This is a genomic window from Sphaerimonospora thailandensis (assembly GCF_016863115.1).
GTDB classification, from domain to species: Bacteria; Actinomycetota; Actinomycetes; order Streptosporangiales; family Streptosporangiaceae; genus Sphaerimonospora; species Sphaerimonospora cavernae.
Window position 1 is genome coordinate 1 of record NZ_BOOG01000019.1, and the last position, 11736, is coordinate 11736.

12 protein-coding genes are annotated in these 11736 nt (G+C 70.8%); 9 read left to right on the top strand and 3 right to left on the bottom strand.

All coding sequences use genetic code 11. The features are described 5' to 3' along the window. The first annotated feature begins 606 nt into the window (after positions 1-606). A complete protein-coding gene (locus tag Mth01_RS11150; RefSeq protein ID WP_204015574.1) occupies positions 607-1119 on the top strand; it encodes a hypothetical protein in 513 nt (170 codons plus the stop codon). Positions 1120-1919: 800 nt separating this feature from the next. Continuing rightward, the gene (locus Mth01_RS11155) at positions 1920-2957 is read left to right on the top strand and encodes a tetratricopeptide repeat protein (protein ID WP_204015576.1); all 1038 of its coding nucleotides are present in this window, start codon (positions 1920-1922) and stop codon (positions 2955-2957) included. Between the two features lie 126 nt (positions 2958-3083). On the opposite strand, the gene Mth01_RS11160 is transcribed toward Mth01_RS11155, so the two are convergent. Continuing rightward, on the bottom strand, positions 3084-4013 hold the full coding sequence (locus tag Mth01_RS11160) for an MBL fold metallo-hydrolase (protein WP_239089566.1): 930 nt from the start codon (positions 4011-4013) through the stop codon (positions 3084-3086). Positions 4014-4102: 89 nt separating this feature from the next. Between Mth01_RS11160 and Mth01_RS11165 the strand changes: the two genes are divergently transcribed. Then, positions 4103-4408 carry a single-stranded DNA-binding protein gene (locus Mth01_RS11165; protein WP_204015581.1) on the top strand — a complete coding sequence of 102 codons (306 nt, stop codon included), beginning with the start codon at positions 4103-4105 and terminating at the stop codon, positions 4406-4408. A 25-nt stretch (positions 4409-4433) separates the two neighbouring features. Here Mth01_RS11165 and Mth01_RS11170 read toward each other — a convergent pair whose 3' ends face one another. Further along, complete coding sequence (locus Mth01_RS11170; RefSeq protein ID WP_239089567.1) at positions 4434-5660, bottom strand: DUF1015 family protein; 1227 nt, start codon at positions 5658-5660, stop codon at positions 4434-4436. A gap of 91 nt (positions 5661-5751) precedes the next feature. Between Mth01_RS11170 and Mth01_RS11175 the strand changes: the two genes are divergently transcribed. Both Mth01_RS11175 and Mth01_RS11180 read left to right on the top strand, forming a co-directional pair. Further along, positions 5752-6177: a tetratricopeptide repeat protein gene (locus tag Mth01_RS11175; RefSeq protein ID WP_204015585.1), complete on the top strand. Its 426-nt coding sequence runs from the start codon at positions 5752-5754 to the stop codon at positions 6175-6177. 8 nt (positions 6178-6185) lie between these two features. Then, positions 6186-7241 (top strand): HAD-IIA family hydrolase, encoded by a 1056-nt coding sequence (locus tag Mth01_RS11180; RefSeq protein WP_239089568.1) that lies wholly within the window; start codon positions 6186-6188, stop codon positions 7239-7241. A gap of 3 nt (positions 7242-7244) precedes the next feature. On the opposite strand, the gene Mth01_RS11185 is transcribed toward Mth01_RS11180, so the two are convergent. Continuing rightward, positions 7245-7592: an SCP2 sterol-binding domain-containing protein gene (locus Mth01_RS11185; protein WP_204015587.1), complete on the bottom strand. Its 348-nt coding sequence runs from the start codon at positions 7590-7592 to the stop codon at positions 7245-7247. A 253-nt stretch (positions 7593-7845) separates the two neighbouring features. On the opposite strand from Mth01_RS11185, the gene Mth01_RS11190 reads away from it, so the two are divergent. From Mth01_RS11190 to recN, 4 genes are all read left to right on the top strand, one after another. Next, positions 7846-8049 (top strand): hypothetical protein, encoded by a 204-nt coding sequence (locus Mth01_RS11190; RefSeq protein WP_204015589.1) that lies wholly within the window; start codon positions 7846-7848, stop codon positions 8047-8049. Then, positions 8046-8858: a TlyA family RNA methyltransferase gene (locus tag Mth01_RS11195; RefSeq protein WP_239089569.1), complete on the top strand. Its 813-nt coding sequence runs from the start codon at positions 8046-8048 to the stop codon at positions 8856-8858. Before Mth01_RS11190 ends, Mth01_RS11195 begins: the two co-directional genes overlap by 4 nt. 7 nt (positions 8859-8865) lie before the next feature. Beyond that, positions 8866-9792: an NAD kinase gene (locus Mth01_RS11200; protein ID WP_239089570.1), complete on the top strand. Its 927-nt coding sequence runs from the start codon at positions 8866-8868 to the stop codon at positions 9790-9792. A 132-nt stretch (positions 9793-9924) separates the two neighbouring features. After that, entirely contained in the window at positions 9925-11685 is a 1761-nt protein-coding gene (recN, locus tag Mth01_RS11205; RefSeq protein ID WP_239089571.1) for a DNA repair protein RecN, read from the top strand. The last annotated feature ends 51 nt before the right edge of the window (positions 11686-11736 follow it).

Genomic DNA, 11736 nt, shown 5'->3' on the forward strand with positions numbered 1-11736 from the left:
TCCATCGTGCCCGAGACCATCGTGCCTGGGGAGGCCGGAGGCCTCATCCACCCGACCGCGGCTATCACGCTCGGCCGGGGCGCTCGCTCGTTCCCGCCCGTTCCCTTGTCCACCAGGCCCCACCGATGACCAGGCCCCACCGACCACCAGGCCCCAGCCACCACCAGGCCCCAGCCACCACCAGGCCCCAGCCACCAACGGAACCTGCGACCAGACGGCAGGGCTTGCCCTTCGCGACGCCGCGGAAGCGGCCTGGCGGCGAAGCCTTCCCTTCAGGGAGCGGAGGAGTCACGAGATCGGGAGATTGGGACGATGTCGGGGATTGTCGAGTGGGCTCACTTACTGGCGTGGGCGCGTTAGGCTGGAAGGGCCGGGCCACCTACCACGGGTGGCCTTCTTCGCGTCAGGTAGAGAGCGATTGGCTTCGACGCGAATGTGGCCTCAAGGGCCACGATCACAACTGGTCTTCCTGGAAAGCCGCCGGTATCGGACTTCTCCCCTACGCAGAGCACCGGGAAGAGCCCAGGACCGCGAACAGGAACTCGGACGCAGAGCCGTACGCGGTGAGCGAGCAACAGAGGATAGAAGTGAACAGAGAAGACGGGCGTGGCGGCGCGGGCCGTGGCGAGAACAAGCGCCCATACAACCGCGAAAGGGATGGGCACCGGTCCGGAGATGCCGGCGGTGCCTTCCGCGGAAGCGCTCGCGGTAACGGAGGAAGCAGAGGCGACGGGGGTCGCTACGGCGATCGACGGCAGGGATCCTCACCGGATTACGGGGATCGACGCGACCGAGGCGAGCGCGGTGACAGAGGCGACCGCCCGTTTCGACAGGACAGAGGTGGCCCGCGCGGCCAGGAGTCCCGTTCCAGCGGCGGCTACGGCTCGCGAGACCGTGACGAACGGGGCAGTAGGGGCTATGGTGAGCGCGGTTCGTCCCGCAGCGGCGGCGATTATCGTGACCGCGATCGTGACGAGCGTGGTGCTCGTGGCTCTCGGCCCGACGCCCGTAGTGGTTTCGGCGGACGATACCAGGGTGAACGTCGCAGAGAAGGCGGATACGACGATCGTCGTCAGCGTACGCCATGGAACCGGGACGACGACGCGGCCGGAGGCATGAGTGGCCGCCGCTCCTATGGCGATAGGGACGCCTCCCGAAGCGGCTACGGTCGTGACCGTGATGACCGGGGCGGCCGTGATGACCGGGGCGGCCGTGATGACCGGGGCGGCCGTGATGACCGGGGCGGCCGGCCGTACCGCGATCGTGATGATCGCCAAGGCCAGGATGCACGGTTCGGTTCTCCTGGTGGCAGGCCGCAAGGCGGCGGTCGGCGGGAGGGCGCTGATCGAGATGGTCGGGGCTACCGTGACCGTGACTGGGATCGAGACCGGTCGGCAGCTCGCCGAGGCGGTGGCGGTGGATTCGGAGGCCGGTACGGCTCCCGCGACCGCGATGACGACCGTGGTGGCCGTCCGTTCCGGGACCGGTATGGCCGAGACGACACGGGCGGCCGCCCGTTCCGGGAGCGTCGTTATGAATCCGGCGGGCGCGATGAGACAGCCCAGGAACGCTCCGACCGTCCGCGGCGCACCTACGAGGACAGAGACTCCTACCGTGATCGGGGGAGCCGCCCGTCGGGTGATCAGGCCGGCTCGCGCGGGAGGTACGGCTCCCGCGATCGTGACCAGCGGAGCGGCCGGGATGTGGGATCTTTCCGGGATCGCCGGGAAAGTCGGCCAGGGGGAAGCCGTGAGGAGGGCGCTCGGCCCTTCGGAGGCCGTGATCGCGACAGGAGTTCCGGCGACCGCTCGCGTTCTTTCAGTCGGGAGGACCGGGATCGGCCGCGTTCTTTCAGTCGGGAGGACCGGGATCGGCCGCGCCCCTTCAGCCGTGGTGAACGCGGCTCGGAAGGCCGTGAGGTGCTGCCCGAACTGGAAGCCGACATCACGCCGGATGAGCTCGACCGGGAGGCTCGGGCGGAGTTGCGCTCGCTTCCGAGCGACCTCGCCGACCTGGTGGCCAGCCACCTTGTCGCCGTGACGCGTGCGCTGGGCGCGGACGACCCCGAGCGGGCCTACGAGCATGCGAAGGTGGCCCGGCGCTTCGCCACCAGGATCGGCATGGTCCGGGAGGTCAGCGGCATTGCCGCCTACCGGGCCGGGCAATATGCCGAGGCGCTCGGTGATCTCCGTGCGGCGCGTAGGCTGACCGGAACCGATGCGTACCTTCCGGTAATGGCGGACTGCGAGCGTGGTCTCGGCCGTCCGGAGCGGGCGCTCGACCTGATCCGTTCGCAGGAGGCCGAGCGGCTGGATCGCGCGGGCACGATCGAACTCGCGATTGTCGAGTCCGGGGCTCGCCGTGATCTCGGTCAGTACGACGCGGCAGTGATCACACTCCAGCGGGTGCCCGAACTGCGCGACCCGCAGCCGAAGCCCTGGTCCGCCCGGCTGTCCTTCGCCTATGCGGATGCGTTGGCGGAGGCCGGACATGACGCGGCGGCGATCGACTGGTTCGCGCGGGCGATGGCCTTCGACGAGGACGGCGAGACCGATGCCGCTGAACGCTACGCCGAGTTGACCGGCACCGCCATCGAGGACCTCGAGGAGGACTTCGATGAGGAGGACTTCGCCGAGGGGGACTTCGCCGAGGGGGACTTCGCCGAGGGGGACTTCGACGCGGAGGACCTCGGTGCTGACCCGAATGAGACGGAGGCATCAGACGTCCTAGCCGAACCGGCTGCCGGACCGACTGCCGCAGATGTGGCCACCACGTCTGAAGGCGATGACGCTGAGCGCCAGCAGGACGTGTCCGCTTTCGGCCCCGCGTTCATCGAGCCCGACTTCGGCGACATCAAGGACCCGGACGACATCAAGGACCGGGAGGCCGACGAGAAGAAGCCCGATCTGGGTGATGTGCTCGATGACTCCGCGGACCGGGACAAGTCCGGCGAGTAACCACATGACGTACGGCAGGGCGCCGCTCGCAACGGTTCACCGTATCGGCGGCCGCCCTGCCGGCGTCGGACTCGGGAAAGAATCCGGAAAGAATGTCCGTTCCGTCATCGGCGAGGCTTCCCGGGATCACGCGTCCGGTGTGCGGTCCAGCCAGTGCAGGATGCCCGCGACATTCGACGGCGCTCCGCTGAGCAGTTCGAACTGTTCGGCGGTCGCGTCGTCGGCCCGCAGCGCCGTGTAACGCTCGCGGGTCCGGTCACGGACCATGGCGACGGCGTGGTTGAGGTCGAGACCTTCCGCCCGGGCCTGCCGGGTGAGGTCCACCCACACCCGGAGCTCCTCCGCTGAGCGCTCCAGGGTCTCGGGGACCGCCTCCACGGGCCCGTAGTGGCTGAACAGCAGGCGTTGGGGTCCCAGCGCCTCGAACAGGGCGATCGAGTCGAGCGCGACGCCCAGGTCGAAGTCCGGCGGCGGAGTCGCGGGCCGCAGATCGCCCGTCTCCGGCAGGTAGACGCCCGCGGCGTCACCGACGTACAGGTCGCCGGTGAGGGAGTCGAGCAGCCCGACGTGGTGTTTGGCATGTCCGGGGGAGTAGTGGCTCGACAGCGTCCGGCCGTTTCCCAGGTCGATGCTGCCGGTGTCACCCAACGCCCGGATTCGCGCGGCGTCGGTGGGCGCGAGCGTGCCGAACAGCACGTCGAGCTTGTCCCCCCACACCATCTTGGCGCTGGCCATCAGCCGTGAGGGGTCGGCGAGGTGCCGCGCGCCCTTCTCGTGCACCACGATCTCGGCGGAGGGGTAGTACCCGGCGATGTCGCCCACCCCGCCCGCATGGTCGAGGTGGATGTGCGTCACCACGACGGTGGCCAGGTCGCCGGTCCCGACACCGAGGGAGGTCAGCGCGTCCCTGACGACGGGCGCGGAGGTAGACGTGCCGGTTTCGACGAGGCATGGACGATCGCCCAGGATCAGGTATCCGGCTGTTATGCCCGAATAGCCGGCCATGCGAGTGTCGATCTCGTACACGTCGCCGCCGAGCGGTCTTACGTTGTCCACTCCCCACCTCATAATCCACAGAACGGCATTCGACGCTTCGGGGACCCAGCCTAACCAGCGACAGTGATCCCGGAAAGGAAGGGGATCGCATGCATCGCAACGAGGTGGTGCTGGTCGGCAGGCTGTCGATGGAGCCGGTCCATCGGGACCTGCCGAGTGGCAACGTGCTCACGCAGTGGCGTCTGGCCGTCCGCCGGCCGGCGGGCCATCCCGGTTGTCAGCGCTCCGACGCGGTCGAATGCGCCACGTTCGACGACAGCGTGCGCGACATGCTCGACGGATGGCGACTCGATGACGTCGTCGAGGTCGAGGGCGCGTTGCGCCGTCGCTGGTGGCGGGGCGGCAACCGCTACGAGGTCGAGGTCAGTACGGCTCGCCGCGTCGAGGAGGAGTGAGCCGGCGACGGGTCAGGCACGGTGATCACTCCGTCGCGAACGTACGCAGGACCAGGCCGGTGCGCGGTTTGGGGCCGAACGAGGTGGACTTGCGCGGCACCCGTTCACCCTGGGCCGCCACCGCCAGCACGTCGTCGGTCGCCAGCGGGTTGAGCACCACGGCCGTCCCGCCCGTGGCGCGCGCGAGCCGTACGGCGGCCTCCGCGTCGTGGTGCACGACCAGCACTGTTTGCTCGCTGTCGTCGATGCCCCAGACTTTCGGCAGCAGGAACATCGTGAGGACGGAGGTGTCGAGCGACTTCCACCGTGCCGAGCGCTCGGCGGGCATCGCGTGGCCGATCTGCAGGGGGTCCGGGTCCGTGAGCAGATGCGGCGGCCCCTCCCCGGCGAGCACGAACGCCGGGCCGGACGCCGTGGCGAGACCGGCGAGGGCGTCTTCGAGAGAGGTGAACTCATGGACCTGCCCGGCGCCCTTGGCCCGGGTCACGGCTTCCTCGAGCGGCAGGCCGGGGATGACCCGGTGGATCGGCTTCAGGTCCGGTGGGTAGGCGGTCGAGTCCACCAGGAAGGCGAGCCCGTAGTCCCAGGGGCCGGGCCCGGGGTGGTCGCTCCGCAACGCCTCGTAGGTGGCGTAGCGGTGGTGCCCGTCGGCGATGAGCGCCTGCCGGTCGCGCAGGTCCTCGGCGACCGCGGCGACCTCGTCAGGGTCGGTGACCGCCCACAGCCGGTGGTGCACGCCGTCGCGGGTGCGCAGGTCGACCAGGGGGAAGCGCTGGGTCGCCACGTCGTCGACCAGGCGGGAGGCCGTGCCGCCGCCCTCGTACACCAGGAAGATCGGCTCCAGGTTCGCCTCGGTGGCCCGCATCAGCGCCAGACGGTCGGCGACCGGTCCGGGCATCACGTGCTCGTGCGGCAGCACTGCTCTCGATCCGACGCACACCGCCCCGATCAGGCCCCGCTGCAGGAAGCCGACACCGTTCTGCTCGTACACGTACAATCCGGGCAGGTCGTCCACGGTCAGCACGCCGGTTTCGAGCCACTCGAGAAGCTCGTCGCGTGCCTCCCCGTAATGGCTCACTCCGGGAAGGATCAGCCGCACCACGTTGTTCGGATGACGGCTGAGTAGATCCCGGGCGTCGTCCGGGGAGACGAGATCGTACGGCGGGGAGGTGACCGCGGCCAGATCGTCCACCGTGAAGCGCACACCGCGGAACGGACGTAGCACCAGTCCCGCCCGTTCAGAACTCTCCATATCGGGCATGTTGCCACAAGGCCCGGACTCCCCGACTGCCGCGGTGCCCGGATATCGATTCGACGACATGAGACGCAGGAGGCCATACCCAATGACTCAGGGAAGAAACGGGGCGTCGGACTTCTCCGATCACGGCGCCCCCTCCGGAGACGTCTACGAGTGGTTCACGCGGGGAGTGAAGCTGCTGGGGGAGGGCAGCCCGGCGGCGGCCGCCGCGTTGCTGCAGCGAGCCGCGCAGGCGGAGCCGGAGTCGCGCAGCATCCGCGAAGCCCTCGCCCGAGCCCAGTTCAACTCCCGCCACTACAGCGAGGCCGCCTGCACCTTCCAGTGGATCGTCGACGCGAACCCGGCGGAAGACTACGCCTACTACGGCCTCGGCATGGCCCGGTGGCGTACCGGCGACGTGGAGGGCGCCCAGGAACCGCTCGCCGTCGCCGTGGCGATGCGGCCCGACCTGCGCCACTACGTCTCGGCGTTGAAGCAGGTGCGCGCGACGCTGCGGGCGAGGCGCGCATGATCGGCCCTATGACCGGCTCCATGACCGGCGCGGGCGACGACGAGGCGGAGCGGCCGCGGGTGCCGCTGCTCCTTGACGCCTACGACACGCTCCTGCTCGATCTCGACGGGGTTGTCTACCTCGGCAGGAACGCCGTCAGCGGTGCCCCCGAGGCGCTGACGGCGGCCCGGGACCGGGGGGTGCGGCTCGCCTTCGTGACCAACAACGCGTCCAGGACGCCGGGTGCGATCGCCCAGCACCTGCGTCATCTCGGGGTCCCCGCCGGGCAGGAGGACGTCGTGACCTCTGCCCAGGCCGCCGCCCGGCTGGTGGCCGAGCGGGTGCCTCCGGGGTCGGCCGTGCTGGTGGTGGGCGGTATGGGCCTGCGCATGGCCGTACGGGCACACGGGCTGCGCCCGGTGACCACGGCGGGCGACGCTCCCGCCGCCGTGGTTCAGGGCATGTGGGAGGGCCTGTCCTACGGCCTGCTGTCGGAGGGTGCGCTCGCCGTACGGCAGGGCGCGTGGTTCGTGGCGGCCAACGGCGACACGACGATGCCCACCGGGCGCGGTCAGCTGCCCGGCAACGGTTCGATGGCCCGGGTCATCGCCACGGCGACGGGAGTGGAGCCCGTGGTGGCCGGCAAGCCGGAGCCGCCGCTGCACCGCGAGTCGATGATCCGTACGGAGTCGCGGCGCCCGCTGGTCGTCGGGGACCGGCTTGACACCGACATCGAGGGCGCCAACCGGGCCGGGGTGGACAGCCTGCTCGTGCTGACGGGGGTGGCCGGACCGCTCGACCTGCTCACCGCGGGCCCCTGTCATCGCCCCACGCACATCTGCGCCGACCTGTCCGGCCTGCACGCCCCCACGCCCCGGGTACGGCGGAGCCGCGCCGGGTGGGAGTGCCGCGGCTGGAGCGCCATGTGGGGGGAGGACGGGCGGCTCCGGCTCTCCGGTCCGGTGGACGGTGAGGATCCGGTGGACGGGTTGCGCGCCGCGTGCGCCGCCGCGTGGGAGATGGCGGGAGACGGCCGGGTCGATGAGGACGTCGTCAAGCCGATTCTGTCGGCCCTCGCAGCATGAGGGCTACAGGAGCTTGCGCAGGCGGAGCAGGTCGCCGAGGCTGGCGTCGATCTTGACGCGGCCCCCGAGGAGGGCGCGGGCCATGTCGAGTTCGCCGTTCACCATGGAGATCAGGTCCGTGCTGCTGAGGGTGAGCTTGACCTCCGCTGGGCGGCCGTCCTCCGGCGGGACCTCCTTGAAGGGGTCGAGCCCTTGGCGGTGGATCCGGCCATAGAAGGTCACGCCGAGGTCGGAGATCCGGCAGGCCAGCCTGCGCTCCACCACGTGCTTGGCGCGGTCCTCCTCGCTGATCTCGTCGAACTGCTCGACGAGTCTCTCCAGCGCCGCCCGGCATTCCTCGACGGTCGCCATGTGCTGTCCTTTCTCTCCACGGACCTTCGACGGCCTTCCCCGGACATGACTGTCCGCCACCACGACGGTAGCTTTCCACGTGGGCAGTGTGCGAAATCCGGGAAACGCGGCAGCCGCCACCGGCGAAGACCCGCTGGAGACGACGCGACCGTCTCCGGCGTCCGATAGCGTCGAGGCGACCAGTTCGGAGGGCGGCGGACATGGCGGACGCGGGATACGGCGTGCTCACCGGCCCGCTTGATGGAGGGAACCGATGACCGAGATCGGCGACGCGGGGCCGGAGCGCTCCCCGTTAGGGGGCGATATCGATCCGGCGATGTCGCCCATCGGCCGGCTCGGCGACACGCCGGTGGCCGGACACGTTGCGATCTTCGAAGAGGTGCTCACCGGCCTTGAGACCGTGCTCGCGTCGGTGGACGATCAGGCTCCCGATCCCACCGCGGACGTGCTGCCGTGACCAGGCGGATGCGGCTGGACAGTGAGCTCGTACGGCGCGGGCTCGCGAGGTCACGCGATCAGGCGGCCGGGCTGATCAAGGCCGGCCGGGTCTCGGTGGCCGGTCGTCCCGCCGACAAACCGGCGACCCAGGTCGACACCGCCACCGCCATCGTGGTCGCGGAGATCCCCGAGGGGCCGGACTACGTGTCGCGGGGCGCACACAAACTCCTTGGCGCGCTGGAGGCGTTCGAGGGGCTCACGGTGACGGGCAGGCGGTGCCTCGACGCGGGCGCCTCCACCGGCGGCTTCACCGACGTGCTGCTCAGGCAGGGCGCGGCACACGTCCTCGCCGTCGACGTCGGGTACGGCCAACTCGCCTGGTCGCTGCGGACCGACGAGCGGGTGTCGGTCATGGAGCGGGTGAACGTCCGCGATCTGTCCCCGGAGATGGTGGGAGAGCCCCCGACCCTGATCGTGGGCGACTTGTCGTTCATCTCGCTGCGCCTGGTCCTGCCCGCCCTGGTGGCCTGCGCGGCGGAGACGGCGGAGTTCGCCCTGCTGGTCAAGCCGCAGTTCGAGGTGGGCAGGGAGCGCGTCGGCTCAGGAGGTGTGGTCCGCGATCCCGTGCTGCGCGCCGAGGCCGTCGCCGACGTCGCGGCGGCGGCCCGGGCCCTGGGTCTGATCGTGAAGGGCGTCACGGCGAGTCCGCTGCCCGGGCCGTCGGGGAATGTCGAATATCTTCTGTGGCTTGGGAAGGGATCGGGACACGAGCCGGTACCCGATCTGACGGCGGCGGTCGAGCGGGCGGTGGCGGAGGGACCTCGGTGAGCGACGCGTGAACACCAAGCTGACGGCGAACACCAAGCGGACGGTCCTCGTCACAGCGCATACCGGCCGGGTGGCGGCGGTCGAGAGCGCCAGGCTGGTGACCAACCGGCTGATCGGCGCCGGCCTGAACGTGCGGGTGCTCGACTCGGAGGCCGAGGAGATCGGCTGTGCCGGCGCCGAGGTGGTTCCGGAGAACCGGGCGGCGCTCGACGAGGCCGAGATGATCATCGTGCTGGGTGGTGACGGGACGCTGCTGCGCGCCGCCGAACTGGCCCGTCCCGTAGGCGTGCCGCTGCTCGGCGTCAATCTCGGGCACGTGGGCTTCCTCGCCGAGGCGGAGGTGGAGGATCTCGCCGCGGCCGTCGACCGCGTCGTCGAGGGGCGCTACGACGTCGAGGAGCGGATGACCGTCGATGTCGTGGCCCGCCTGAACGGCTCGGTCATCGCGGAGACGTGGGCCCTCAACGAGGCGTCCGTCGAGAAGGTGGACCGCATGCTGGAGGTCGTCGCCGAGATCGACGGGCGCCCGCTGTCGCGATGGGGCTGCGACGGCGTGATCTGCGCGACGCCGACCGGTTCGACGGCGTACGCGTTCTCCGCGGGCGGACCGGTGGTCTGGCCGGAGGTGGAGGCGCTGCTGCTGGTGCCCAACAGCGCGCACGCGCTGTTCGCCCGGCCGCTGGTGGTCTCTCCGCGGTCCACGCTCGCGGTCGAGATCGTCCCCGGCACCGGCCCCGGGGTCCTGTGGTGCGACGGCCGCCGCCGCTTCGACGTTCCGCCCGCCGCCCGGGTGGAGGTCCGCCGGTCGGCCGTTCCCGTACGGCTCGCCCGCCTGCTCGGCGTGGAGACCACGGGCGCGCCGTTCACCGACCGCCTGGTCGCCAAGTTCGAGCTGCCGGTGGAGGGCTGGCGGGGCCGCGTCCGTCCACCATGACGGCGCTCTCATCGAAAATCTTGACGCATTACGCGTAGGATTTCGTGGGCACTTAAGGAGTATTCCGTGGTCTCCACTATGGCAAAGATCACGGAAGACGACGCAGATCGGTCGGCGAATCGGGAGGGACCAGTGCGGCCAAGGGTCGAGGAGGTCCGCATCCAGGGGCTCGGCGTGATCGACGAGGCCGTTCTGGAGCTGTCACCGGGATTCACCGTCGTCACCGGGGAGACGGGCGCGGGCAAGACGATGGTGGTCACCGGGCTCGGCCTGCTGTTCGGCGGCCGGGCCGACCCCGCGCGGGTCCGCCCCGGAGCAGACCGGGCGACGGTCGAGGGGACACTCGTCGTCGCCCCGGACGGCCGGGTGGCCCAGCAGGTCGCCGAAGTCGGCGGCGACGTCGAGGACGGCGCGCTCATCATCTCCAGGACCGTGTCGTCCGAGGGACGATCCCGCGCCTGGCTGGGCGGCCGTTCTGTCCCGGTGGGGACGCTCACGTTCATCGCCGACGACCTCGTGGCCGTGCACGGGCAGATGGACCAGCAGCGGCTGCTCCAGCCGGGCCGCCAGCGGGCGGCCCTCGACCGCTACGCGGGCGACGACCTCGTCAAGCCGCTGCGCGCCTACGAACAGACCTACAAGCGCCACCGGCAGGTCGGGGAGCTGCTCGGCGAGCTGAGCACCAGGGCCAGAGAACGAGCCCAGGAGGCCGACGTGCTGCGGTTCGGCCTGGCGGAGATCGAGAAGGCCGAGCCCAGAGCCGGGGAGGACGTTGAACTCAGGGAGGAGGCCGAGCGGCTCGCGCACGCGGATGCGCTGCGCACGGCCGCCACGACGGCGCATGGCGCGCTCCTCGGCGACCCGATGTCCGGCGAGCAGGGTGTGCAGGACGCGGTGTCGCTGGTCGGCCACGCCCGGTCGGCGATGGAGGCGGTGCGCGCCTTCGATCCCGTGCTCGCGAGCCTCGCCGATCGGCTGGCCGAGGCCGGTTACCTGCTCTCGGACATCGCGACAGAGCTGGCCGCCTACGCCGAGTCCGTCGAGGCCGACCCGGCGCGGCTGGCAGCCGTACAGGAGCGCAGGTCGCTGCTGACCGGGCTGACCCGCAAGTACGGCGAGGACGTGGCCGCGGTGCTGGCGTGGGCGCGGCAGGCCGCCGCCAGGATCACCGAGCTCGACGGGGACGACGAGCGGATCGACGAGCTGACGCGGGAGCACGCCGAGCTCACCGAGCGGCTCGGCGAGCTGGCCGCCGAGCTCACGGCCATCCGCAGGAACGCGGCCGAGCGCTTCGGCGCCGCGGTGACCGAGGAGCTGGCCGCGCTGGCCATGCCGCACGCCGGGGTGAGCGTGGCGATCACGGAGAGCGGTGTTTTCGGCCCGCACGGCGTGGACGAGGTGGAGATCCGCCTGGCCCCCCACCCGGGGGCGCCCGCGCTGCCGCTCACCAAGGGCGCGTCGGGGGGCGAGCTGAGCCGGGTCATGCTCGCCATCGAAGTGGTCTTCGCCGGCGCCGATCCGGTGCCGACGTTCGTCTTCGACGAGGTCGACGCGGGTGTCGGCGGCAAGGCCGCCGTGGAGATCGGCAGGCGGCTCGCCAAGCTGGCCAGGACCGCCCAGGTCATCGTGGTCACGCACCTGCCGCAGGTCGCCGCCTTCGCCGACCAGCACCTGCTGGTGGAGAAGGCGGGCGACGGCCGGGTGGTGCGCAGCGGTGTCGTGGCGCTCGACCAGGATGGTCGTGCCCGGGAGCTGTCCCGGATGCTCGCGGGCCTGGAGGACTCCGAGCTCGGCCGGGCCCACGCCGCCGAGTTGCTGTCCATCGCCGAAGCGGACAAGGCCGCCTGGGAGAAGGCCACCCGGGACAAGGCCGCCGGCGGCCGAGCCCGGTAGAACACTTAACGAACTGTGACGAAAATGACACTCTACGGGGTGAGCCGCCAT

Coding starts and splice junctions, on each gene's coding strand:
- Mth01_RS11165 (WP_204015581.1), top strand. CDS start 4,103: ATGCATCGCAACGAGGTGGTGCTGGTCGGCAGGCTGTCGATGGAGCCG.
- Mth01_RS11170 (WP_239089567.1), bottom strand. CDS start 5,660: ATGGAGAGTTCTGAACGGGCGGGACTGGTGCTACGTCCGTTCCGCGGT.
- Mth01_RS11185 (WP_204015587.1), bottom strand. CDS start 7,592: ATGGCGACCGTCGAGGAATGCCGGGCGGCGCTGGAGAGACTCGTCGAG.
- Mth01_RS11175 (WP_204015585.1), top strand. CDS start 5,752: ATGACTCAGGGAAGAAACGGGGCGTCGGACTTCTCCGATCACGGCGCC.
- Mth01_RS11180 (WP_239089568.1), top strand. CDS start 6,186: ATGACCGGCTCCATGACCGGCGCGGGCGACGACGAGGCGGAGCGGCCG.
- Mth01_RS11190 (WP_204015589.1), top strand. CDS start 7,846: ATGACCGAGATCGGCGACGCGGGGCCGGAGCGCTCCCCGTTAGGGGGC.